This is a genomic window from Evansella tamaricis (assembly GCF_019042215.1).
GTDB classification, from domain to species: Bacteria; Bacillota; Bacilli; order Bacillales; family Salisediminibacteriaceae; genus Evansella; species Evansella tamaricis.
In genome coordinates, this window is record NZ_JAHQCS010000134.1 from 19,892 (window position 1) to 42,803 (window position 22,912).

27 protein-coding genes are annotated in these 22,912 nt (G+C 37.7%); 16 read left to right on the forward strand and 11 right to left on the reverse strand.

The features are described from left to right. Nucleotides 1–209: 209 nt before the first annotated feature. Entirely contained in the window at nt 210–986 is a 777-nt protein-coding gene (locus tag KS419_RS16675) for a phosphatidylserine decarboxylase (RefSeq protein ID WP_217067525.1), read from the forward strand. A 46-nt stretch (nt 987–1,032) separates the two neighbouring features. Here the strand turns inward: KS419_RS16675 and mnhG are convergent, their stop codons facing one another. Genes mnhG through KS419_RS16710 form a run of 7 tightly spaced genes read right to left on the reverse strand, consistent with a single transcriptional unit; the run spans nt 1,033 to nt 6,778 of the window. Beyond that, nucleotides 1,033–1,401, reverse strand: coding sequence for a monovalent cation/H(+) antiporter subunit G (gene mnhG / locus KS419_RS16680; RefSeq protein WP_217067526.1), 369 nt, complete (start codon nt 1,399–1,401; stop codon nt 1,033–1,035). Next, nucleotides 1,382–1,663, reverse strand: a complete 282-nt coding sequence (locus KS419_RS16685) for a Na(+)/H(+) antiporter subunit F1 (protein WP_217067527.1) — start codon at nt 1,661–1,663, stop codon at nt 1,382–1,384. The genes mnhG and KS419_RS16685 overlap by 20 nt, the downstream gene beginning before the upstream one ends. Beyond that, nucleotides 1,663–2,139 (reverse strand): Na+/H+ antiporter subunit E, encoded by a 477-nt coding sequence (locus tag KS419_RS16690; RefSeq protein WP_217067528.1) that lies wholly within the window; start codon nt 2,137–2,139, stop codon nt 1,663–1,665. Before KS419_RS16690 ends, KS419_RS16685 begins: the two co-directional genes overlap by 1 nt. Before the next feature lie 5 nt (nt 2,140–2,144). Then, a complete protein-coding gene (locus KS419_RS16695) occupies nt 2,145–3,635 on the reverse strand; it encodes a Na+/H+ antiporter subunit D (RefSeq protein WP_217067529.1) in 1,491 nt (496 codons plus the stop codon). Then, nucleotides 3,628–3,966: a Na(+)/H(+) antiporter subunit C gene (locus KS419_RS16700; protein ID WP_217067530.1), complete on the reverse strand. Its 339-nt coding sequence runs from the start codon at nt 3,964–3,966 to the stop codon at nt 3,628–3,630. Before KS419_RS16700 ends, KS419_RS16695 begins: the two co-directional genes overlap by 8 nt. Beyond that, on the reverse strand, nt 3,966–4,391 hold the full coding sequence (locus KS419_RS16705) for a Na(+)/H(+) antiporter subunit B (protein WP_217067531.1): 426 nt from the start codon (nt 4,389–4,391) through the stop codon (nt 3,966–3,968). Before KS419_RS16705 ends, KS419_RS16700 begins: the two co-directional genes overlap by 1 nt. Next, complete coding sequence (locus KS419_RS16710; protein ID WP_217067532.1) at nt 4,388–6,778, reverse strand: Na+/H+ antiporter subunit A; 2,391 nt, start codon at nt 6,776–6,778, stop codon at nt 4,388–4,390. The genes KS419_RS16705 and KS419_RS16710 overlap by 4 nt, the downstream gene beginning before the upstream one ends. 328 nt (nt 6,779–7,106) lie before the next feature. Between KS419_RS16710 and KS419_RS16715 the strand changes: the two genes are divergently transcribed. After that, nucleotides 7,107–7,331 (forward strand): hypothetical protein, encoded by a 225-nt coding sequence (locus tag KS419_RS16715; protein ID WP_217067533.1) that lies wholly within the window; start codon nt 7,107–7,109, stop codon nt 7,329–7,331. 19 nt (nt 7,332–7,350) lie between these two features. Here the strand turns inward: KS419_RS16715 and KS419_RS16720 are convergent, their stop codons facing one another. Beyond that, nucleotides 7,351–7,491 (reverse strand): sporulation histidine kinase inhibitor Sda, encoded by a 141-nt coding sequence (locus KS419_RS16720; RefSeq protein ID WP_217067551.1) that lies wholly within the window; start codon nt 7,489–7,491, stop codon nt 7,351–7,353. 547 nt (nt 7,492–8,038) lie between these two features. Here KS419_RS16720 and yqeH point away from each other — a divergent pair. From yqeH to KS419_RS16755, 7 genes are read left to right on the forward strand one after another with little or no spacing between them, the layout of a single operon-like run. Then, on the forward strand, nt 8,039–9,154 hold the full coding sequence (gene yqeH / locus KS419_RS16725) for a ribosome biogenesis GTPase YqeH (RefSeq protein WP_217067534.1): 1,116 nt from the start codon (nt 8,039–8,041) through the stop codon (nt 9,152–9,154). Between the two features lie 50 nt (nt 9,155–9,204). Beyond that, nucleotides 9,205–10,038, forward strand: coding sequence for a shikimate dehydrogenase (gene aroE / locus KS419_RS16730; RefSeq protein ID WP_217067535.1), 834 nt, complete (start codon nt 9,205–9,207; stop codon nt 10,036–10,038). Then, entirely contained in the window at nt 10,039–10,332 is a 294-nt protein-coding gene (gene yhbY, locus KS419_RS16735; protein WP_217067536.1) for a ribosome assembly RNA-binding protein YhbY, read from the forward strand. A gap of 12 nt (nt 10,333–10,344) precedes the next feature. Continuing rightward, nucleotides 10,345–10,923, forward strand: coding sequence for a nicotinate-nucleotide adenylyltransferase (locus KS419_RS16740; protein WP_217067537.1), 579 nt, complete (start codon nt 10,345–10,347; stop codon nt 10,921–10,923). Further along, nucleotides 10,916–11,488, forward strand: coding sequence for a bis(5'-nucleosyl)-tetraphosphatase (symmetrical) YqeK (gene yqeK / locus KS419_RS16745; RefSeq protein WP_217067538.1), 573 nt, complete (start codon nt 10,916–10,918; stop codon nt 11,486–11,488). Before KS419_RS16740 ends, yqeK begins: the two co-directional genes overlap by 8 nt. 7 nt (nt 11,489–11,495) lie before the next feature. Continuing rightward, the gene (rsfS, locus tag KS419_RS16750; protein WP_217067552.1) at nt 11,496–11,852 is read left to right on the forward strand and encodes a ribosome silencing factor; all 357 of its coding nucleotides are present in this window, start codon (nt 11,496–11,498) and stop codon (nt 11,850–11,852) included. A gap of 35 nt (nt 11,853–11,887) precedes the next feature. Beyond that, a complete protein-coding gene (locus KS419_RS16755) occupies nt 11,888–12,625 on the forward strand; it encodes a class I SAM-dependent DNA methyltransferase (protein WP_217067539.1) in 738 nt (245 codons plus the stop codon). Between the two features lie 53 nt (nt 12,626–12,678). Here the strand turns inward: KS419_RS16755 and comER are convergent, their stop codons facing one another. Continuing rightward, nucleotides 12,679–13,524 (reverse strand): late competence protein ComER, encoded by an 846-nt coding sequence (gene comER, locus KS419_RS16760; RefSeq protein ID WP_246594219.1) that lies wholly within the window; start codon nt 13,522–13,524, stop codon nt 12,679–12,681. A gap of 81 nt (nt 13,525–13,605) precedes the next feature. Here comER and KS419_RS16765 point away from each other — a divergent pair, with 81 nt between their 5' ends. The 3 genes from KS419_RS16765 (at nt 13,606) to KS419_RS16775 (ending at nt 17,297) form a co-directional block, all read left to right on the forward strand. After that, entirely contained in the window at nt 13,606–14,244 is a 639-nt protein-coding gene (locus tag KS419_RS16765) for a helix-hairpin-helix domain-containing protein (protein WP_217067541.1), read from the forward strand. A gap of 108 nt (nt 14,245–14,352) precedes the next feature. Then, nucleotides 14,353–14,919 carry a ComE operon protein 2 gene (locus KS419_RS16770; protein WP_217067542.1) on the forward strand — a complete coding sequence of 189 codons (567 nt, stop codon included), beginning with the start codon at nt 14,353–14,355 and terminating at the stop codon, nt 14,917–14,919. Between the two features lie 80 nt (nt 14,920–14,999). Continuing rightward, nucleotides 15,000–17,297 (forward strand): DNA internalization-related competence protein ComEC/Rec2, encoded by a 2,298-nt coding sequence (locus KS419_RS16775; RefSeq protein ID WP_217067543.1) that lies wholly within the window; start codon nt 15,000–15,002, stop codon nt 17,295–17,297. A gap of 97 nt (nt 17,298–17,394) precedes the next feature. Here the strand turns inward: KS419_RS16775 and KS419_RS16780 are convergent, their stop codons facing one another. Further along, on the reverse strand, nt 17,395–17,532 hold the full coding sequence (locus tag KS419_RS16780; protein ID WP_217067544.1) for a YqzM family protein: 138 nt from the start codon (nt 17,530–17,532) through the stop codon (nt 17,395–17,397). Nucleotides 17,533–17,942: 410 nt separating this feature from the next. Here KS419_RS16780 and holA point away from each other — a divergent pair, with 410 nt between their 5' ends. Next, complete coding sequence (gene holA / locus KS419_RS16785; RefSeq protein WP_217067545.1) at nt 17,943–18,968, forward strand: DNA polymerase III subunit delta; 1,026 nt, start codon at nt 17,943–17,945, stop codon at nt 18,966–18,968. 58 nt (nt 18,969–19,026) lie between these two features. On the opposite strand, the gene rpsT is transcribed toward holA, so the two are convergent. Beyond that, nucleotides 19,027–19,293 carry a 30S ribosomal protein S20 gene (rpsT, locus tag KS419_RS16790; protein WP_217067546.1) on the reverse strand — a complete coding sequence of 89 codons (267 nt, stop codon included), beginning with the start codon at nt 19,291–19,293 and terminating at the stop codon, nt 19,027–19,029. 202 nt (nt 19,294–19,495) lie between these two features. Between rpsT and gpr the strand changes: the two genes are divergently transcribed. The 3 genes from gpr to KS419_RS16805 all read left to right on the forward strand — a co-directional run bounded on the left by gpr (nt 19,496) and on the right by KS419_RS16805 (nt 22,482). After that, nucleotides 19,496–20,662 (forward strand): GPR endopeptidase, encoded by a 1,167-nt coding sequence (gpr, locus tag KS419_RS16795; RefSeq protein WP_217067547.1) that lies wholly within the window; start codon nt 19,496–19,498, stop codon nt 20,660–20,662. Nucleotides 20,663–20,842: 180 nt separating this feature from the next. Continuing rightward, nucleotides 20,843–22,054 carry a stage II sporulation protein P gene (locus tag KS419_RS16800; protein WP_217067548.1) on the forward strand — a complete coding sequence of 404 codons (1,212 nt, stop codon included), beginning with the start codon at nt 20,843–20,845 and terminating at the stop codon, nt 22,052–22,054. Further along, on the forward strand, nt 22,054–22,482 hold the full coding sequence (locus KS419_RS16805) for a hypothetical protein (protein WP_217067549.1): 429 nt from the start codon (nt 22,054–22,056) through the stop codon (nt 22,480–22,482). Before KS419_RS16800 ends, KS419_RS16805 begins: the two co-directional genes overlap by 1 nt. Nucleotides 22,483–22,912: the final 430 nt, after the last annotated feature.

Genomic DNA, 22,912 nt, shown 5'->3' on the forward strand with positions numbered 1-22,912 from the left:
TCTCCTTAGTAAAAGAAGTTGTAATGTTTTACTACATTCTATAATATAACAATTGTTCATGTTTAAAGAATAAAAGTGTTAAAATGATAAAGAAGTATGAAATATAATTATTTCAAATTATTAGTTCTGAGAGGATAATTATACCATAGGAAAAATGGGAGCAACTACAAATGATATAAGGAACTAATTGTAGAAAGGTAGTAGGATAGATGAAAAAACATTTATACAAATCAATGGTGGAGTTAACGCGAAATCCAATCTATACAAAAGTAATTAAATCATTCACAACTTCTAAAATCAGCAGAAAAATGATCCCGTCTTTTTCGAGGTTTTATCAGATTAATCAAGAAGAAATGGAAGGGCATGTTAATAAGTATCAATCATTAAATGAATTTTTTTCACGTAAATTAAAGACAGGGATGCGACCGATCGCAAAGGATGTCATAGTTAGTCCTGTTGACGGTCTGTTATCCCAAATGGGAATCGTTACGGAAGATGCAACATTTCAAGTGAAAGAGAAGCATTATTCATTAAAAACAATGCTTGGATTACCGAATACAACGAACCGATATCTCGGTGGTACGTATATGCTATTCTATTTGAGCCCAAAAGATTATCACCGAATCCACAGTCCCATCAGCGGGAACGTTGTTAAAAGGTGGGCTCTAGGAAAGTATTCGGAGCCTGTTAATCAAATGGGTCTTTTATTAGGGAAGGAGCCTTTAGCAAATAATTATCGTCTTGTAACGGAGATAGAACAAATTGGTAAACGTATGGCCATGGTGAAAATTGGAGCATTGAATGTGAACAGTGTTCATCCCACTCATCATCAGAAAGAGATAGAAACAGGGGAAGAGTTGGCCTATTTTTCTTTTGGATCAAGTGTTATTTTGTTATTTGAAAAGGGAATGGTTGAGCCATCATTTACAGAAAGGACTGTTCCCCATTACGTTAAACAAGGGGAAGAGATCGCCAGCTGGATTTAATTATAAAAAGCCCTCTCAAACTTCAATGTTTGAGAGGGCTTTCCAATTATGTTTTTACCTTTTGTTGAGTTTGTTTTTTCTCGTGAATCATGTGTCCACTTAAGTCATCTTGTATACTTTTGTCCCAGAGCTTCACGCCAACTCGATAAGCAGATCTTGAAATCATGAATCCTGCAACTGGTGCCGTAAGAAAAACGAAAACGATGGTTAATAAGAACTTGCCTACAAAAATCCCTTCAACGAATAGAAAGAATAAGAAGGTGCCTATCATAATGCTAATGACTCCTAAGGTGGCACTTTTTGTCGCCGCATGAAGTCTTCCGTATACATCAGGGAATCGAATGATCCCAATGGACCCTAAGACACTTAATGCGCCCCCGATGAGTAAAAAGATACTAATGATTATCTCTGTCAAGAACGACACCCCCTTCAATAAACTTAGCTAATGCGATAGAGCCTATGAAGGCCAAGATTGCAATGACAAGGATAACTTCCGCGTAAGCAATTGTTTCTTGAATAATCATAATGACACCAATAAAACCAATAAGATTCAGACCAATAGTGTCTAGCGCAACGACACGATCAGATAGTGTAGGCCCTATGATAAATCGGATAAAACAGACGAAAATGGAAAGGGACATAAAGAACAATACAATTAAAGATACTGTATGTACCATTACTTCGTCACCTCCATAATGGCCTTTTCAAACGTATTATGAATTTGTTTAATGGCTGCTTCCTTATCAGGAACGTGTATGGAATGGACGTAAATAGTTTTCCCATCTTCGGAGAAATCCATTGAAAGAGTACCAGGTGTTAAAGAGATTAGACAAGCCAATAATGTTATCTCCCAGTCTGTTTCAAGGTCAGATGGAACTGCAATAATCCCAGGTTGTATATCCATTTTAGGACTTAATACGATTTTGATTACGTCGATGTTTGCCAAAATTAATTCATAGGTAAATAGAAACATTAGCTTGAAGATCGCAATGACCCTTCTGAAATAAAAGTCAAAGCGAAGAAAACGTCTCAAGACAAATAGTAAAAGTAGTCCTACCAAATATCCAATCAGAAATTCCACTCCGGAAAATTCATTCCTTAATAACATCCAAATAAGCGCAATACAAATGTTAAGCAGGATTTGAAATGCCATAGTACCTACTCCTTAAGTACAGAATTAATATAGATTGACGGGTCCAACATTTGTTCAGCAGTTTCAAATAATAGAATAAACATCGGTTCTGCTAGAACACCCATGAGGAAACTGATGATCACGAGGGGAATTCCCGGAAGTAACAGTTTTCCCACTTTTCGCTTCTTCGCTTCTTCAGGTGTTAATGATGGTGAGCCCCAGAAAACATACATAAAAATTTTCACCATGGAGAATAGTGTTAAAAGTCCAACCACTAAACTGACAAAAACAATAAAATAATGTTGCTCTTCTAACCCTGCTAATACGAGGGCGAATTTACTGAAGAATCCACTTAATGGTGGTATTCCAGCTAGCGATATGGCAGCAATAAAGAACATCCACCCGAGATAAGGGTGTGTTTTTAATAACCCGCTCATTTTCTTTAAATTCGTTGTCCCTGTAACTTTTTCTGTGGCACCGCAAAATAAAAATAGTGCAGTTTTTACAATCATGTTATGGGCAATAATGTAAATGGATCCAGCGATGGCGAGGGGAGTAAAAATCCCTAATCCCATAATCATGTATCCAACCTGACTGATAATGTGAATCGCTAATATTCTCTTGAAATCGAACTTAGAGACAGCACCTAGTACACCAATAAACATGGTTAAACCAGCTAATATTAAAATAATGTTTAAGGTGAAATCCTGATTATGACTGAAAATCAATGTATATGTTCTCATAATCGAGTAAACTCCCACTTTGGTTAATAGTCCACCGAGTAATGCAGCGACAGCTGTAGGTGGTCCAAAATAGGCATTTGGAAGCCAGAAATGGAGTGGGACTAAGGCACCTTTTAAACCAAACACAATCAAAAATAGAATTGCAATAACCGTCAGAATACCTGAATCAGCGGAATCAACCTGGCTGATCCGATCTGCTAAATGGGCAAAATTTAAAGTCCCAGTTACAGAGTAGAGTAAAGCAACGGCAATAACGAAAAACATGGATCCAAATGTGCTGATAACTACATATTTAAAGGATTCTCGCAGTTGATATTTCGTTCCACCCATGACGATTAAAACGAAGGAAGAGATAAGCATTACCTCAAAGAATACGAAAAGGTTAAATATATCTCCCGTCAGGAATGATCCATTTACACCGGTTAAAAGGAAAAAGTAGAATGGATAAAAATAATATTTTTCCCTGTCAGGGTGTAACGTTAAGAAAGCAAAGAATAAACAGGCAACAGCGACAATACTCGCCAATACTATCATTATTCCAGAGAATAAATCCCCCACAAGGACGATTCCAAATGGTGCTTCCCAACTCCCTAATTCGATAGTTATAATCCCGTCTTGATAAATTTGATAGGTAATAAACACCGTTAGAAACACGAGAAAAAATGCAGTTACACCACTTATAATTCGTTGTAAGTGTACTTGCTTTCTCAGCAGGATAAGGAATACTCCTACTATAAAAGGTATCAAGACAGGAAGTAATACGATATTATTCATCTGCACTACCCCTTAATTGATCAAGATCATCTGTTTTATGCTCTTTATAAGTTCGATAAGCTAGAACCAAGAGAAAAGCAGTTACCCCAAACCCAATTACTATCGCTGTTAAAATAAGCGCTTGAGGTAATGGGTCAGCATAGGAAGCCGCTTCTTCCCCCAGTAGTGGAGGTGCTCCCTCCTTTAATCCTGCCATCGTTAAAAACAGGAGATGTGCTCCGTGCGATAAGAGTACGATTCCAAGGATTACCCGAAGTAAACTCTTTGTTAATAAAAGATACGTACTTACGGAGACGAGAACACCAACTGTTAGTATCATTAATATCTCCATTATGAATCATCCTCCGCAATGGTTAATATGGATAACAGGGCGACACCCACAACCACTAAATAGATTCCAAGGTCAAATGGCAGTGCTGTTGTTAGTTCAATTTCCCCTAAAACAGGAACATTGTAGTACTCGAAATACTGTGTCAGGAAAGGATCTCCGAATAAAATACTGTTTAACCCTGTAACAATCGCAATTAACAACCCAATAGCTATAACTGTTGAATAGTTAAATGGTATGGCCTTTTTGATTTTTTTTATATCAAAGCTAATGTAAAGGAGGAGGAGCGCAGATGCGGTCATTAAGCCACCGATAAATCCTCCACCTGGATTGTTGTGCCCTGCGAAAAATAAAAAGATTGAGAAGGACAATATGATAAAGGAAACGATCCTTGTTATGGTATGGAGCATTAAAAAGTTTGTTTTCATACGTCCTGCCCCTCCTTTACTTTCAATTTAATGAGAGCGACAATCCCTAAAGCGGCAACAGCGAGAACTAGCACTTCTAATAAAGTATCAAGACCACGGAAATCAACTAATATAACGTTTACCATGTTGTATCCCCCTGCTAATGGCTTCGAGTTCTCCACAAAATATTGGGAGATAGGAGTAAAGTTTAAATTATGCCTCATGGCGTGGGCACTAAATGCAATAAGAGTTACAATCGCTCCCATACCAATGGAAATCACCAAGTTGGTCATTCGAAACTTTGGTTTAAACTTCTCCTTCCTAAGTTCTGGCAGGTGGTAGAAACATAGTAAGAACAGAACAACCATGACCGTCTCCACTAGGAGTTGTGTTAATGCTAGGTCTGGAGCTCGGAATACGACAAACAGCAGTGCTACGATAAAACCGATTACTCCAACACCGATAATAGCTGTAATTCGGTGTTGAATAAATGGAATGCTGATCGTTGCGCCAATTAATACTAATGTAATGACCCAAAGATATGGTGAAATCTCTGATACATTGGTAAAGTCAAATGCCAATGCATCATATCGGAAGAACGTCCAGCTTAATAGCAGGATCATAAATACACTCATATAGACGAAATAATCCCTTAATAAACCGGTTAATTGAAGATTTGTTACACGCTTGGATCCGGAAACAAGGCCATCTAACCCTCCATCATACACTCTGTTTAATGGATCCCGTTCATGTAAGAAGAATGTAGCTTCCTGCCAACGTTTCAAGTTAATAAATACTAACACACCAAATAGGACAACGCCTATGGTCATGAACAATTCTGTATTCGGTCCATGCCAATGATAGATATTTATATACGGATCAACGATATACGGTAGTATGGACTGAGCAGCTGGCTCGATAATGGTGTAAGATAACATGTTCGGAAATAATCCGAAAATCACCACAAGGGACGCAAGAACAATTGGAGATAAAAGTAAACCAATCGGTGCTTCGTGTGCGTCTTTTTCTAATTTTTCAGGTTGATATTTACCAGTAAAGGTTTTAAAGAACATAATTAAACAATAAACAAAAGTAAAGATACTGGCGATCCACGCTACAATAGGAAAGATGATACCCAATGTACCAACATTAAACACAGATAAGGTCGTTGCTTCCAACACCCCAGTAAAGAACATTTCTTTACTTAAGAATCCATTGAATGGGGGTAAGCCTGCCATTGAGGCTATTCCAATCAAAGATATGGTAAATGTAACTGGCATAATGGCCATGAGACCACCCAGTTTTCGAATATCCCTTGTTCCTGTTTCATGATCAACGATACCAACTACCATAAACAGGCTTCCTTTAAAGGTGGCATGGTTGATCAGATGAAAAATCGCAGCGATGATAGCTACTTCTGCAACACTGTCCAAAAAGGATGCGGAACCTAGTCCTAATAAAGCCATAATTAAACCTAACTGACTAATGGTTGAAAAAGCGAGAATAGCTTTTAGATCAGTTTGTCTGACGGCGGAAATGGATCCCCATATAAGGGTCACAAGGCCAAAGCTAGTAATAATCCAAAACCACTCTGGTGTTCCTCCAAAAACAGGTGTGAACCTAGCCACTAAATAAATCCCCGCCTTAACCATCGTTGCAGAATGGAGATAGGCACTTACAGGAGTCGGTGCTTCCATAGCATCTGGCAACCAAATATGAAATGGGAATTGGGCTGATTTAGTAAATGCACCTAATAAGATTAATAACATTGCTGGAATAAATAGAGATTCGTTGAACTCTACTTGTGCAAAATAACTAATAATTTCCCTGATACTGAAGGATCCAGCCATAATATATAAGAGGCAGAAACCCGCTAGCATTGCAAATCCGCCTGTTACAGTAATGAGCATGGATTTCTGAGCACCGTAACGTGATTTTTCCTTATGAAACCAGTAAGCGATTAATAAAGAAGATGCTAAGCTTGTAAGTTCCCAGAATACATAGATTACAATTAAGTTATCGGACAAGACAACTCCAAGCATTGCCCCCATAAACATAAGCAAGTAGACGTAAAAATTGTTTAAAGGTTCGTCTTTTTTATTTGCTATGTAGAAAATAGAATACAGAACAACTAAAGTACCTATTCCCGTAATTAAAAGGGCAAATAATAGACTAAGTCCGTCTAAGTAAATAGAAAAGTTTATGCCTACTCGTGGAACCCATGGAACAATTTCCTCCACCGGAACCATTGATACTCCAATGGGAATATATTGCAATAAGTATAGGAACAGTACCAGGGGGAGAGCTAGAACAAACCACCCTGTATGTATATGGCGTATTTTATATAAAAAAGGAACAAATATTGCCATAATGAAGGGTGCTAAAACTAAATAATGAAGCGTTGACAAATGATTTACCTCCTTTATAAAAAATGATTCCCTTATTAAACACGGATTTACCAAGGATTTCCCCATTTAAGCGTATGTAAAATTATAATATAAAATTCTTATCCTTGCATCTCTTACCAACTTAGGATACTCCGGTTTCTTGTGAATTATTAAATATGAAGAAAGACAACAAAAATACTTAAAAAATTTTTTTTACTGTAATAAAAAATAGTTGGTTAGTTATTGTTTAAAGGGGATAATTGGAATCATTGGAATTTTGGTAGAGAGAACATAAAGGTAGTATAAAATAAGGAAAACCGTACCATCCTTTATAATGAGGTGATACGGTTTGAATAAAAAAATAGTATATGCATGTTCTGTCTTTCTTTTATTGTTATTTATTGCATTACCTTTCCATCTAGATGCAACAAATCAAATTGTAGGTAAACAGATTCATGAGGATGAGATACACGGTTTAATTTTTGGTGAGAACCGAAAAGATAGAAAGTTTAGACCAAGGGAATATATCCGGAATGGCAGGAATGATACTGATCCCCTTGAAAGACTAGAATAAATACGTTAGAGAAACGGTTTTATGAACTTTTTGTATATTTATCCTGGATTGAACGCCGATTTAGTTCTTGCTCCACAAGTGTAATAAAATCTTTGCTCAGTTTAAGTTCACGTGCTTTATAATAAGTTTCCAGTAATAAATCATCCGACAAATATCGCATAGCTCCTTGCCGCCCCATGGCAGCTTCACCTCCCCGCAGTTTTACCTTTTGAACATAGGTTGTCCAGTATAGACATTAGGTACCTCTTTATATACTCTATCTCATATGGATTCATGGTAATTGGCCTGTACGAAACAGGCCCTTATATGTCTTTGTGATGTTGATGATACCACGTTATACTTACGTTCTCAATGGACTACTTTTCCACATTCGCCAGTGGACAACCTGTGGATATCATGTAAATAAACAAAAGAAAACGTATTAAACTATAGGTGAATATGTGTATAATGTTATCCACAATTGTTTGACTTTGGAAAAAAATGTCGAAAAGTTTTTATCATTTTTTTAATCTATCATCATAAAGACTTATTTTTTGGTTAGTAAAATATAGTTACATTTGTAATCTTTGCTAAACATTATTATGATAGGTAAAGGTAGGATTTTGGAGTTAATGTTTGCTCCTAAACGGATATACTAATAGAAACGAAATAATGTGGACGAGACTCTTATAATTTACACAAACTAGGAGTGCCATAGGAGGATCTATATGGAAGAAGAAACTCACCCCATCATGTGTTCCGGATGTGGAATAAAGATTCAAACGGATGAAAAAGACAAAATAGGGTATACACCTAAGTCAGCGTTGGAACGGGATGTCATTATATGCCAACGCTGTTTTCGGTTAAAGCATTACAATGAAGTTCAAGATGTTTCCTTAACAGATGATGACTTCTTAAAAATCTTAAATGAATTAGGAAAAAAGGATGCCTTAATTGTAAAGGTTATCGATATTTTTGATTTCGATGGAAGTTGGTTGTCAGGACTTCCGCGGTTCGTCGGGAAAAATCCAATTCTCTTAGTTGGAAATAAAGTGGATCTTTTGCCAAAGTCCGTAAAACGGGCGAAAGTGATTCAATGGATGAAGCGGGTCAGTAAAGAGTACGGGTTAAAACCGACAGATGTTCATCTCATGAGTGCAGAATCTGGAGAAGGTGTATTGGAAACTGCCAATTTGATTGAACAATACCGAAAAGATCGCGATGTTTATGTTGTGGGATGTACAAACGTAGGGAAATCCACGTTTATTAACCGTCTGTTAAAAGAATTTGGAGCAGATGATGAATTTTTGATTACGACTTCCAATATACCTGGAACCACATTGGATATGATCGATGTACCGTTAGATGATGGAGCATCCTTGTTTGATACACCGGGAATCATTAATCATCATCAAATGGCACATTTATTAGATAAGAAGGAGTTAAAAATAATCTCGCCAAGGAAAGAAGTGAAACCAAAAGTTTTCCAATTATCACCCGAGCAGACATTGTTTATTGGAGGGATGGGGCGTTTTGACTTTATTCATGGTGAGGACCAATCATTTGTATGCTACTTTTCGAATGAAGTAACTATTCATCGTACAAAATTAGAAAAAGCGGATGAGTTATATGAAAATCATTTAGGGGGGCTACTCTCACCGCCATTTAAAGAGAATGTTGAGTTTTTCCCTCCCCTTGTAAAGCAGGAATGGAAGTTAGATGAAGATAAACAAGATATTGTTTATTCAGGTTTAGGTTGGATTACTGTACATGGTAAAGGGGCAACTGTCCGCACGTATGCGCCGAAAGGTGTTCATGTTAGCGTCAGGCCATCTATTTTTTAAATAAAGGCTTTGTAGCCTTAAATAGCCTATATTAAAAAGGGGTTGATCCTATGAAGGAAGTTATGGGTGTAATAGGGTTCCCCATCAGTCATTCCTTATCGCCTGAAATGCATGAATCTGCCATTAAAAAGCTAGGTTTGAAAATGGCCTATCATGCATTTCTAGTTCAACCAGAGCAACTTAAGCAGGCGATTGACGGAGTACGCAGCTTAGGATTTAGAGGCATCAATGTAACAATACCCCATAAAGTTGCTGTCATTCCTTATCTAGATGAGGTGGATGAACTAGCTAAGGAAATTGGTGCAGTAAACACCATCGTAAATGAGGATGGTAAATTGAAGGGGTATAATACTGATGGAGAAGGTTTTGTGAGGTCACTTATTGAACGAATAGGTAATATTGGAGAAAAGAAAGTTCTTGCCGTAGGAGCAGGGGGAGCATCCCGAGCCGTTTCTTTAGCAGTAGCTAAGCATGGTGTAAAGGAGATCACCATAACCAATCGGACAGTTATAAAGGGGGAAGATCTGGCTCGAAATTGTTCTAGATATACTCAGTCCACCTCTATTTCATTAGAGGATGCAGCAAGGAACTTAATGGAATATGACATCATTATTAATACGACTTCTATTGGGATGAAACCAGAAGTAGAGAACATGCCATTATCCTTAACGAATGTAAAGAAGGGATCTCTCGTCTGCGATTTGATTTATACCCCAATAAAGACGAAATGGTTAAAAGAAGCGGAAAAGAGTGGTGCAGATATACTGAATGGGGTGGAAATGTTTGTCTATCAAGGAGCCTTAGCCTTTGAACGATGGACAGGAGAAAAAGCTCCAATTGCAACAATGAGAAAAACGGTATTACGTCAATTGGGAGGAAGTTAAATGTTAACAAGCAAGCAAAAACGTTATTTAAAAAGTAAAGCACATCATTTAAAGCCAATTTTCCAAGTTGGAAAGGGTGGGGTAAATAAAAACTTAATTCAACAAGTTTGGGATGCGCTAGAAGCAAGGGAACTTATTAAAGTAAGTGTTTTGCAAAATTGTGAGGAAGATAAGGAAGAAGTGGCGGAATCTATTGCAGATGGGGCGAAAGCTCATATCGTCCAAGTCATAGGAAATACAATTGTTTTCTATAAGGAGTCGAGGGAAAAGAAGACAATTGAACTGCCATCATAAAGAGGTGGAAACATGAAACGTGTAGGTATTTTAGGAGGCACATTTGACCCCCCTCATATTGGGCATTTACTGATGGCGGAAGAAGTGAGAATACAGATGAGTATGGATGAGATTTGGTGGATGCCAAATCGAATTCCACCACATAAGGAAAAAGAAAGCGACACAACAGTTGTGGATCGAATGGCAATGATCGAAATCATGGTTCGACAGCACCATCAATACAAATTGTGCAAAATTGAATTACAACGAGAGGGTCCATCGTATACGGCTGACACGATGGCAGAGTTGACGGAGTTACATCCCAATACAGAATTTTTCTTTATTATTGGGGAAGATAGCCTTGGAACATTACACAAGTGGCATAATAGTGAGAAGTTATTATCTTTAGTTTCTTTTATTGTCATTCGACGACCTGGGATTGAAGTGGCTGACAGAATGGATCTCCCTAATGGAATTACCATTATAGATGGGGCAACAATTGACGTCTCTTCCTCTTCCATCAGGGAAAAAATCAGGGAGAAGAAGTTGAATCGGTTTTTATTGGTAAAGGAAGTTTATGGAATTATCAAAGGGCGGGGTTTATATGAATGAAGAACAGGCCTTCCATGCCGTCCGGCAAAGTTTAAAAAAAAGAAGGTTTGAACACACCGAAAGGGTAGTGGAGGAAGCTGCAAAATTGGCGCAACGTTTTCATGTTAATGTGGAGAAAGTACGATTAGCTGCTATTCTCCACGATTATGCAAAGTACCGTCCCATTGAGGAAATGAGAAGAACAATTAAGGAAAAAGGTCTCCGCACTGATTTATTATTATATGGTGATGAAATTCTTCATGCCTTTGTTGGTGCATACTATGTTCAACAGGAGTTAAAAGTAAATGATGAAGATGTTTTGACCGCCATAAAATATCATACCACTGGGAGAGCAAAGATGACTCAAGTGGAAAAGGTAGTTTTTTTAGCCGATTATATTGAGCCGGGAAGAACATTTGAAGCAGTTAATGAAGTCCGTGACTGGGCCGAAAAGGATCTAGATATGGCTTGTTTTCTCACTTTGAGGAACACGATAGATTTCCTGGTGAAAAAGGAAATCCCCATTTACCCAGATACGTTTAACGCCTATAATGACTATTGCTTAAACATAAAAAGGAGGAAATAATACATTGATTAATACAAATGATGTGTTAGATCTGGCAGTACGTGCAGCAGATGATAAAAAGGCAGCAGATATAACTATTTTGAATATGGATGGCATTTCATTAATTGCTGACTATTTTGTCATTTGCCATGGTAATTCCGAGAAACAAGTGGAAGCTATCGCGAGAGAAATCAAAGATCGCGCCCAAGAGGAAGGACTTAATTTAAAAAGACTCGAAGGTATAGATGAATCAAGATGGGTTCTAATTGACCTAAATCATGTCATCGTCCATGTGTTTCATAAGGAAGAGCGATTATATTATAATCTTGAAAAATTATGGGGTGATGCCCCGACGATGACTGTGGAGCAAGTTCTCAATACCTAGGGGAATTTGTGCTTTTTAAGGAGTTTGATATTAAAATGAATAAAGGTAACGAGGAACACTTTGCATTTTTCTATGATACATTAATGGAAGATGCACCTTATGGAAAATGGTTAGAATATACCACTAGTCGTATCCTTCCACATGGGAATGTATTAGATTTAGCCTGTGGTACAGGTACTTTAACCATTTTACTGGCGAAGGCAGGATATAAGGTAGCTGGTTCTGACATTTCAAGAGACATGCTTTCTATTGCTGAAGCAAAAATAAGGGAATCTGGGCAACAAGTTCCACTTTTCCATCAGGATATGAGAAAATTAGATGGATTTCAAGATCTTGATGGTGTAACATTATTTTGTGATGGATTAAATTATCTTTCTGATGAATTAGATGTAAAAAATACATTTCAATGTATTTATAATTCGTTAAAGTCCGGTGGTGTTTTTTTATTTGATGTTCATTCTCCATTTAAACTAGAACATGTGTTTAATGGCCAGCTGTATGGGGAAGATCGCCAAGATTTAACTTATTTGTGGTTTTGTCATCCAGGTGAATTTCCATTAAGTGTGGAACATGCTTTGACGTTTTTCGTGAAACGGGAGGATGGTACATATGAGCGAATGGATGAAGAACTTTTTCAACGGACATTTCCCCCAGACCGGTATTCGAGATGGTTACAGGAAATTGGTTTTCATCAAATTGAAATTACGAGTAACTTCGGCCAAACTAGCTTCACTGGACAGGAAGAACGAATATTTTTTAAAGGGATAAAATAAAGGGGCTATCTCATTAGGTCTTTTTGACCTACTGAGACAACCTCATTGTTCTCTTACTGTTCTTTTTCTTGTATTGTTAACTGTTTTTGCACGAGAAACCGGTCTTCATCAAATTTTTCATGGGTTTTCTGAAATAGTTGATGAAACACTTTCTTTGTGGAGATTCCTTCTTTTAAAGCCTCTAGACCGACTCCTGTTACACCTCCTGGAACTGTTACCCTTTCTCGAAGTGTTTCAAGTGTAAAGTGTTTTTGTTTTAACAATTCCCCATAGCCAATGAGCATGGATTCCATGATGTTTGTGGCTTCCTGTTTTGAAATGTTTGTCTCATCCACAGCAGCTTGAATTATGTTTTCCACTAAAAAACTTAAAAAGGCAGGACCGCAACAACCAATGTCAGAAGCAACTCTTGTTATCCGATCTTCTATCACTTCTGGCCTTGAAATGAATTGAAAGAACGTTAGAAATTCCTCCTTCATCTCCTCTGACATTGTTTTTCCAAATGTGACTAAAGATGGGCCTTCATGGCCTCTATTAACAATACTAGGTATAAACCGAACCACGTGTGAACTAATAATTTCCTCCAGTTCTTCTACTAAAATAGGACTAGTAATGGATATAAGAGTTTTGTCCTTCGTTAATATGTGGTCTACTTCCTCCAATAATGGAATCATTTGAAGAGGTCTAACACATAGAAATATCCAATCGCTTTGCTCAATCACCGATTGAGCATCTTCTACGACTGTTACTCCTTTATGTCTAGATGCCACCTCGTGTGCTTTATGAAGGCTACGATTCGTGATTGTCACATTGGCCGGGGGCATTGCATGGGCCTCAAGGAAAGAATCTATAATAATTTTCCCCATGCTTCCTGTACCGATGAAGCCTATTCTCTTCAACCGTTTCCCCTCCTTCGAAAACATCTCTCTTAACCATTGTATGACATGAAAGAAAGAATATGAATTGAAAGGATGAGTTTTATGTATTGGAGACAATTACAAAAAAAAGGTTTGTTTTTGCTCACAGGTCTGTTTTGTATGGCAATTGGTATTGGATTGACCATCCTTTATCAAACGTTTACCAAGGAACCAAGTGAACCAAAAGTAGAAGGACTTCTGCTACCATGGGAAGATAGTATAGAAGATATTGGGGAAAAAAGCCTCGTGCCAGGGGAAGAAATTATTCCGAATATGGTAGTGGATATTAAAGGGGAGGTGAAAATGCCGGGGATCTATGTCGTGACAGAAGGGGATAGAGTGTTTGATGTTATCCAAAAAGCAGGAGGTTTTACTTCTCTTGCGGAAGAGAGGGGATTGAATCTTGCTGAAAAATGTTACGATGAAATGGTTATTTTTGTTCCAACCATTGGGACAGAAGAGGATGGAACGTTTCTTTCGGAAGGGTTATCAACGTCTAAAGAAGATGGAAAAATAAGAGTTAACCAAGCTGACGAGACAGACTTAGTTAAAATACCCGGAATTGGGCCTGCGAAAGCACAAGCGATAATTCAATATCGTGAAGAAAACGGACCGTTTAAGACAGTGGAAGATTTGGTTAATGTTCCGGGAATAGGTGAGAAAACAATGGAAAACATGCGTGACCATCTAACTATTCCTTAAAATGTTTGATCATTTTGAAATAACATTTGACCATTGGGGCAGGCGTGTCTAAACTAATGATGTGAACAAACTTTATCGCAACCAATTACCCAGAAAGGGGGAACTCCCTTGGAACGAATATCATGGCATCAATACTTCATGGCTCAAAGTCATTTGTTAGCTCTGAGAAGTACGTGCAGCAGATTGATGGTAGGAGCAACGATTGTCCGGGAAAAACGAATTATTGCAGGGGGATATAACGGTGCCATTTCCGGTGGTGTACATTGTATTGATGATGGTTGTTATGTCATTGATAATCATTGTGTAAGAACGATTCATGCGGAAGTCAATGCTTTATTACAGTGTGCTAAGTTTGGAGTGGCAACAGAAGGTTCAGAAATCTATGTAACACATTTTCCTTGTTTAAATTGTTGTAAATCGATTATTCAAGCAGGGATTAAAAAGGTTTATTATGCGACAGATTATAAAAATCATCCCTATGCTATAGAACTGTTTAAACAAGCGGGAGTGATGATTGAACATGTGGAATTGGAAGAGATGGTCCTAGATCGGAATAATCATGATAAACTCAAATTTACTGCTGAACTCCTTTCCCAATTAGAAAGACTTGGATTGGACGAAGAAGAATTACAGACGTTAAAGCATCATGCAAATAAATTGTATACATCCCCTTGAGGCGGGAAGATAGTTCCGCCTCCCCCTTTTGCATCAAATTTACGAGCCTAGAAAACTAAAAAGAGAATTGAGGTGTGCCTTTGCTGAATCGGTTTTATTGTCAACCATTTGTGGCGATTGCCGCATTACTATTAGCTTTTAATGGTATCTCCATCTGGTTTTGGATTATTCTATCATTCGGTTCCATTCCTCTAATCGTCTCCTTCCGATCTAAAAACTCTTTGAAAAATTTGTTTATCGCTATCGTTATATTTATGCTATTTTTTGTATTTGGTCATTGGAAAATAAAAGGTGATGAAACAAATCTACATGGTGAAGAAACAAGTTTTATTGGAAATGTGATGACAGAACCTACCTTAACATCCTCTTCACAGTGGTCTTTTCAGTACCAATTAGAAAATGGGGAGAAAACCCAAGTCTTCCTAAATCAAAAGGAATTCATCCCGCAATACGGGAGTAAGTGTCATATAAAGGGGACATTAAAAATTCCTCATCCTGCAGGAAATCCGTATGGGTTTAATTATGGATCTTATTTGAAACATCAAGGAATACACTGGATTTTACAAGGGGAAGTGAAAAAAGATTCCTGTTCCTTTGAAAACGGTACCTTCCTATCCAGAAACATTCATCAACTTCGAAAACACGGGATTACTACACTAAAAAAAATGGAAAACCAGGAAACAGCAGCGATGATGATCGCATTAGTATATGGGGATCGTTCTTTCATTCCACAGGAGCGATTAAGTGATTATCAAAAGCTTGGTATCCTTCATCTGTTAGCAGTCTCAGGACTCCATGTTGGTTTAGTAACCTTTTCCCTTTATTATTTTCTGGTCCGTTTGGGACTAACAAGGGAAAAAGCAAGTATACTCTTAATTCTCATATTACCATTTTATATCATGATTGCTGGGGGAGCACCATCTGTTGCTCGTGCCTCTGTTATGTGTATGATTTTTTTGTTCTTCTCTATTTGGAAAAAGAAAGTAACGGCTTTGACTATTTTATCCCTCGTATGTATTAGCTTACTTATTTATGACCCCTATCTTATCTTTCACTTAGGTTTTCAACTTTCTTTCCTAACTAGTTTTGCACTCCTTGTATCGAATAGACTTTTAAACGGTAAAAATAATATGGTTATTTTGCTAAAAGTAACTTTTGTTGCACAACTTATTTCGTTGCCATTAACTCTTTATCATTTCTTCGAAGTCTCCCTATTGACATTACCGGTTAATCTATTGTTTATCCCATTTATATCCATGTTTTTTCTTCCCCTTTCCTTCTTCACTGTTTTTCTTTTACAGGTCATACCTTTCATGGGGGAAGTTTCATTCTATCTAGCGGCTAACTTATTGGAGATAATGCACAGTATTATGGATTTCATTTTAAGTAGCAATGGACTAATGGTAGTGTTTGGACAACCGTCACCCACTATGATGATATTTCTGTTTATTGTTATTTTGATGCTTTTTTTTGCGTTGGATCAAAGGAAAAAGAATTTAACATCATGGTCAGTTTTATTGCTACTCTTTTTGTTATGTTTACAAGTAGCTCTTCCATACTTGAGACCGCATGGTGTAGTAACTGTCCTCGATGTTGGTCAAGGGGACAGCATTGTCATTGAACTTCCCTATCGAAAAAGTATTTATGTCATTGATACAGGTGGGATTATGGTTTGGGGAGAGGAGGGGGATGTTAAAGATGGTCCAGGAAAGCGCGTCATTGAACCATTTTTAAAAGGGAACGGTATTGGGAAAATTGACCGACTTATTTTAACTCACGGCCATATTGATCATGCAGGTGAAGCTTGTTATCTTTCCAAAAGATTTAAGATAGAGGAAGTATTGTACCCAGTATCAGAAAAGATTCCTGAAGAAGTTAAAGGGCAATTGGAGTGTACGTATGAAAACAGTAAGTCCTGGAAATGGACGAAAGAAGGGGATCACTGGGAAGATGGTTCACAAACATTTTTTGTCTTAAATCCTGCTGGTAATGAAAAAAATGAAAATGATAGGTCGATTGTCATTCTTGCCATTATCGAAGGAATTTCGATTTTATTTACTGGAGATCTGGAGGAAGGTGGAGAAAGAAGAATTGTTAGATCTGGATTACCGATGGATATTGATATATTAAAAGTGGGTCATCATGGAAGTAAAACTTCCTCCACTGACCAGTTCCTGGATCACTGGACACCAGACATGGCGATTGTATCCGCTGGAAAAAACAATCGTTTTGGCCATCCACATCGTGATGTTTTAGAAAGGTTTCAAGAAAGAAACATCCCTGTTTTTCGAACAGATAATCATGGGGCAGTTCAAATTTATATGCGGAAAGGTATTGCAACCGTTAAGGTCCAAAGAGAAGAAAGTAATTTGGATTAGGATGAACATTAAAAAACACGTCTTTTTCAACAAGACGTGTTTAAACATGATAAATAAACCCCTGAGACTTTAACCTACTATGTAATAAATTGATCCTTTATCGTGTACCGAAAAACTCAATCACTTGGGCAATGATGAAGATTGTCACAAAAAATCCGAAAGATACAATAAAGCCTACACCACTGTCAATGGCATCATTTCGTTTTGACTGTACACTCTTTTCAAATTCGTTCATCTTAATCCCTCCTGTCACCAATTTAGTATACGGTAACATGAAAAAAAAATCCACAGATAATGTTATTTAGAGCAAAATTGTTTTGTGCTTGTTAGCACCTTTAATATGTACTTTTTGGATATGAGTTTTAATGGCTTCCAATAGAATGACGGGAAAACCTTTACGATGGGGTTTCGCCAGTATACATATTCTTTTCTGTAAAGAGTTGTCACCTATAGAAGTATACTGCATAGGATAAGATAACGAATACAGAGATAAAGAGTTAATACGGATTATCGCCATCGCGGAGCATCCTAGGTACTTTGCAATGGCGTTTATCATAAATGGGGAGGAAACATAATCTGTTTTCCTTCCCTTTTTCTATTCCTGTGATACACTACTTATGAAGATGTGAGAGGGGAGATTTTGCCTTGTCGTATGTAGATATCGTTAAAAGTTTAAGAAAAGGAACAATATCACCAATATATTTATTATCAGGTACAGAAGACTATTTAATTGAAGATACAGTACATCGTATCGTAGCTGCTGGATTGTCTGAAGGGGAACGTGAGTTCAACTTATCCAAGTATGATATGAAGGAATATTCTGTGGAAACAGCTATTGAAGAAGCTTATACGTTTCCTTTTATGGGTGGACGGAGAATTGTTATTATTAAAGACGCTTTTTTTTACAGTACGGCAAAGGAAAAAAGCAATATAGAACATGACATAAAGAAATTAGAAGGATACTTAGAGAATCCGGCACCGGAAACAGTATTCGTCATCGTTGCTTCTTATGAAAAACTGGACGAACGAAAAAAGATAGTGAAACTGGCCAAAAAGAATGGGGTGTTTTTAGACGGATCCCCTTTGGAAGAAAAGGAATTACATATTTGGGTTACAGAACGAGTGAAAGAACATGGAGTGGAAATGGACGTCAATGCCATAGATCAATTAATTACTTTAACAGGTGCCCAATTGATGATGATGGCATCGGAACTGGCGAAGTTAGCAGTATACGTTGGTGATGGGGGAAAAATAACAATAAACCATGTGAATTCGTTAGTTTCAAGATCATTGGATCAAAATATCTTTTCTTTAGTAGATGGTGTTGTAAAACGGAATATTGCAAAATCCTGGGCTATATATTTGGATTTACTTAAACAAAAGGAAGAGCCATTGAAAATTATCTCCTTGATGGTTAGGCAATTTCGAATCTTATACCAAGTGAAACAATTAGCACAACAAGGGTATTCTCAAAAGCAAATGGCAGGTCAGCTCAAATTACATCCTTATGTGGTGAAATTAGCATCTGGACAAGCGTCTGGGTTTCAGGATGAAGAACTACTGGACTTATTAGATCAATTAGCAGAGATGGATTATAAAATTAAGACAGGACAAATCGATAAATTCCTTGCAGTAGAATTATTTTTCTCAAAACGGAGTAAAGTTGGATAATAAAAAGGCATTCACTTCATTGGTGAATGCCTACTTCTTGTTAAAAAGAAGATAATTTTTATGCAGATACTTCGTTCAAACGCTTTTGCAATGCAGATTTTTGTCTGTTTGCTGCATTTTTATGAAGAAGACCTCTATTAGCTGCTTTATCAAGTTTTTTGGTTGCCACCAAGAATGCTTGCTTAGCACCTTCAACATCTTTATTATCAGCTTTTGTGTTAAACGTTTTGACAGCTGTGCGAAGATCTGATTTGAAAGAAGCATTTTGAGCGCGTCGCTTTTCACTAGTTTGAACACGTTTGATAGCAGATTTAATGTTTGCCATCCGATTCACCTCCTTGATGCAACCTTAATACGTAATAACGTTTCTATTTCCGTGCAACACTAAGGATTGTACCAAATGCGTTTTTAAAAAGCAATAGAAAATGTTGTAGGTGTCAAGTAAACCTTCTTTATACTTTAGGGAAATCAGTATAAGATTGCCGAATTGCGAAAAGAATACTTATTTAAAAACAGAGGTGATTATGGTGAATAAGGAATTAGATTTAAGTCAGTTTCAGGTTCGAACAGACTTGGCAGTGGAAGCACATGAAATGCTTTTAGAGAAGAACAGAGGGAAGAAAGAAAATAAACAGCAACAACAATCGCCTATTCAGAAGGAACAACAAGAAGGGCAACAGAGGGAAACAATTGATGGGGTGGTTGTAAAAGATAAAGAAGTAGATGGGATCAAAATTACGAAGGTGGATATATCAGAAGTGGCACAAGAACAGATTGGCAAAAAAGCAGGTCAATACTTAACCTTTGAAGTACAAGGAATTCGGCAGAAGGATACGGAGTTGCAAGATAGAGTAGAAGAAGTTTTTGCGAGGGAATTCAGTCAATTCTTAACTGAAATAGGAATTAATCCAGATGCCCGCTGTCTTGTTGTCGGTTTAGGGAATTGGAACGTTACTCCAGATGCTTTAGGACCCCTTGTGGTCGATAATTTAATGGTAACCAGCCATTTATTTGAATTGCAGCCTGAGAATGTTCAAGAGGGATATCGTCCTGTGAGTGCCATAACTCCAGGGGTAATGGGTATTACCGGTATTGAAACAAGTGATATTATTAGGGGAGTGGTTGATAAGGTAAAGCCAGACTTCATTATTGCAATTGACGCACTAGCATCAAGGTCGATCGAGCGAGTAAACACAACGATACAAATATCTGATACGGGAATACATCCAGGTTCTGGAGTTGGGAATAAACGAAAGGAACTTTCTAAAGAAGTGCTTGGAATACCAGTGATTGCAGTTGGAATTCCAACAGTAGTGGATGCCGTATCGATTACGAGCGATACGATTGACTTTGTCTTAAAGCATTTTGGGAGAGAAGTGAGGGATCAAGGAAATCCAAGACGTTCTTTGGCACCTGCCGGAATGAGTTTTGGGGAGAAACGGAAACTTACAGAGGAAGATCTCCCTGGGGAGCAGGAAAGGCAACAGTACATGGGAATTGTAGGTAATTTAGACGATTCGGAAAAACGTCAGTTAATTCAAGAAGTCCTTGCTCCATTAGGTCAAAACTTGATGGTTACACCAAAAGAGGTGGATGCATTTATTGAAGATATGGGGAATGTTTTAGCTCAAGGGTTAAATGCTGCCCTTCATGGGGCGATTAACCAAGATAATGTTGGATCTTATACGCATTAACTAACTAAATGAGTATTTGTGAAGAACCTAGCGGATTATCCCTAGGTTCTTTCCTAAGTTAAAAACTGTGTAATCCTAATAGCTACATGCTTGTCCAATTTATTTTTGGAATAAGGTCTAAATCCATATTTTTCATCATAAATATCTTCATGAGACAGTTGATGAAAGGATGAAAGTCCAATGGTGAAAAGGCCAAAACGGAGGAAAAAACGTTATATTCATTCAAATGGGACAAGCATACAGAAGGGCATTTTCTCCTTAATCATGGGAATAGTATCTCTATTCTTTTTTGTATCCATTTTAACAGCTTTTGGACCAGGATATTCTCTATCCTCAGCTTCTATTAACGATGCAAGCAGAGGTATGTCCAAGGAACTGTTTGTATATATGATGGGAATGGAAAATCCTTATTTTACGCAAGCATTACCGGAGGATTACTCCCCTCCCTCTGTTTCAGCAACGGTGTTCGAATTAATGACAAGTATAGATCCAGGAGATCACAGAAGTCTTTTGGGGAGAGAATTACCTGGATTCGCACAATTCGATGGACGCATTCTTGTTGCAGGTGAAGGGGTGGATTTCACCCATATGCCAGTAGAATCAGCACCACCAATGGAAATCCTGATGGCAGAAAGGGAAGCTGCCACAGAAAGATTGGAAGAAATGGATCAGATTCGAGAAGAAATGGAAGACAGTGAGTTAGAAGTATTAGATAATATTGTCCATATCATGCATTCCCACAATAGGGAATCCTATTTCCCGGAATTAAAGGACGTTGACAAAACAAGTTCTAATAATGCATTCCATGGTTCGGTAAACATCACCCTCGTTGGGGAAAGGCTAGGAATTGAGTTAGCAAAACGGGGAATTGGTACTGAAGTGGATAAGAGTGACATCAATGCAAAGCTAGTGGACCGTGGCTGGCAATATTCCCGCTCCTATAGTATGTCACGTGAGGTTTTACTTGAAGCAATAGAAGAGCACGGTGAGTTTGAATATTACTTTGATCTCCATCGTGATAGTCAGCGCAGGGAAGTGACGACGGTAGAAATTAATGGGGAAGAGTATGCAAGGATATTATTTGTTCTCGGTGGAAGTAATGAAAATCATGAGCTTAACCAGGAATTAATGGAAAATCTCCATGCTAAAATTGAGAGGATTAAGCCAGGATTATCAAGAGGTGTCTTTGATCCAACAAGGGAAGGACCAGGTAGAAATGGTCTATACAACCAAGATATTTCTCCCAATTCGATTTTAATTGAGTTTGGCGGTGTGGATAATTCGTTAGAGGAAGTGTATCGTTCAGTTGAGGTATTTGCAGAAGTATTTAGTGATTATTATTGGGAAGTACATGACGGTATCGTTACAGGTACACCAGAGGAGGATGAGTAATGGTCCAACTATTCACAAAGTTTCTGTTGCTGTCTGCTGTGTTAATGCTTGGATTTATCTTCGGAATCGTTTACTCCAACCATGTGACGGAAGGACCTGACTCTATTTTTAAAAAAACGGATATGGAAAAAACGATAGAAGAGGAAGAGGAAAAGGAGTCACCTTCCCCTCCTTTCAAATTGAAAGAACAGGACCAATCACAAGACTTGAAAATCCACATGGAGGATGGAGAGCATCTTGTGATCTATAATCCTGATAAAGAAGAGGTTTTGGAAGATTTGTTGGAAGGTGTGGACATCCAAAGGGATTTAATGGAAAAACAACTTCATGTAGTGGATACAGGAAACCTTTTTTCCGAAATGGGTTTACGGACAGCGGGGGTATTTGAAGGGACATTTCGAAAACTCTTTTCTCTTGTGGGTGAATGATATAATCGAATCGTAGAGTATGGTATTGGAACACGCCTATCCTTTAGGCGTGTTTTTTTAGGTGTAACATATGATGTGATTCGGAAATCAAATATTACAAAATCTAAATGAGAATCTCTAGAAATGCAATACTAATTTAAAGTTAGAGTAAAATGTTTGTGGGTGGAAAAAAAGTAAGTTAAGGAAGAATATGTAACCTTGGTGACGAGTGGGGAAGTGGTTTTATTCCCCACTCGTCACCAAGGACACCAAGCGAAAGCGCGGTAGGTGTGAGCACATCACATGAAAAAAGGATCCTCTTTTTGTATAGTAAGTAACGACCAAGAAACCAACTGTACAAAGAGAAAGGACCCTTACTATGAAAGATACCATACCTAACATCACAATGAAAGAGATAGAAAGAATTACCTTCCGTGCTTTACAGGAAAGC

Excerpts from the sequence above, each read along its gene's own strand:
- KS419_RS16675 (WP_217067525.1), top strand. The coding sequence starts at position 210 with ATGAAAAAACATTTATACAAATCAATGGTGGAGTTAACGCGAAATCCA.
- KS419_RS16685 (WP_217067527.1), bottom strand. The coding sequence starts at position 1,663 with ATGGTACATACAGTATCTTTAATTGTATTGTTCTTTATGTCCCTTTCC.
- KS419_RS16690 (WP_217067528.1), bottom strand. The coding sequence starts at position 2,139 with ATGGCATTTCAAATCCTGCTTAACATTTGTATTGCGCTTATTTGGATG.
- KS419_RS16695 (WP_217067529.1), bottom strand. The coding sequence starts at position 3,635 with ATGAATAATATCGTATTACTTCCTGTCTTGATACCTTTTATAGTAGGA.
- KS419_RS16700 (WP_217067530.1), bottom strand. The coding sequence starts at position 3,966 with ATGGAGATATTAATGATACTAACAGTTGGTGTTCTCGTCTCCGTAAGT.
- KS419_RS16705 (WP_217067531.1), bottom strand. The coding sequence starts at position 4,391 with ATGAAAACAAACTTTTTAATGCTCCATACCATAACAAGGATCGTTTCC.
- KS419_RS16720 (WP_217067551.1), bottom strand. The coding sequence starts at position 7,491 with ATGCGATATTTGTCGGATGATTTATTACTGGAAACTTATTATAAAGCA.
- yqeH (WP_217067534.1), top strand. The coding sequence starts at position 8,039 with ATGGAAGAAGAAACTCACCCCATCATGTGTTCCGGATGTGGAATAAAG.
- aroE (WP_217067535.1), top strand. The coding sequence starts at position 9,205 with ATGAAGGAAGTTATGGGTGTAATAGGGTTCCCCATCAGTCATTCCTTA.
- yhbY (WP_217067536.1), top strand. The coding sequence starts at position 10,039 with ATGTTAACAAGCAAGCAAAAACGTTATTTAAAAAGTAAAGCACATCAT.
- KS419_RS16740 (WP_217067537.1), top strand. The coding sequence starts at position 10,345 with ATGAAACGTGTAGGTATTTTAGGAGGCACATTTGACCCCCCTCATATT.
- yqeK (WP_217067538.1), top strand. The coding sequence starts at position 10,916 with ATGAATGAAGAACAGGCCTTCCATGCCGTCCGGCAAAGTTTAAAAAAA.
- KS419_RS16755 (WP_217067539.1), top strand. The coding sequence starts at position 11,888 with ATGAATAAAGGTAACGAGGAACACTTTGCATTTTTCTATGATACATTA.
- KS419_RS16765 (WP_217067541.1), top strand. The coding sequence starts at position 13,606 with ATGTATTGGAGACAATTACAAAAAAAAGGTTTGTTTTTGCTCACAGGT.
- KS419_RS16780 (WP_217067544.1), bottom strand. The coding sequence starts at position 17,532 with ATGAACGAATTTGAAAAGAGTGTACAGTCAAAACGAAATGATGCCATT.
- rpsT (WP_217067546.1), bottom strand. The coding sequence starts at position 19,293 with ATGGCAAACATTAAATCTGCTATCAAACGTGTTCAAACTAGTGAAAAG.
- KS419_RS16800 (WP_217067548.1), top strand. The coding sequence starts at position 20,843 with ATGGTGAAAAGGCCAAAACGGAGGAAAAAACGTTATATTCATTCAAAT.
- KS419_RS16805 (WP_217067549.1), top strand. The coding sequence starts at position 22,054 with ATGGTCCAACTATTCACAAAGTTTCTGTTGCTGTCTGCTGTGTTAATG.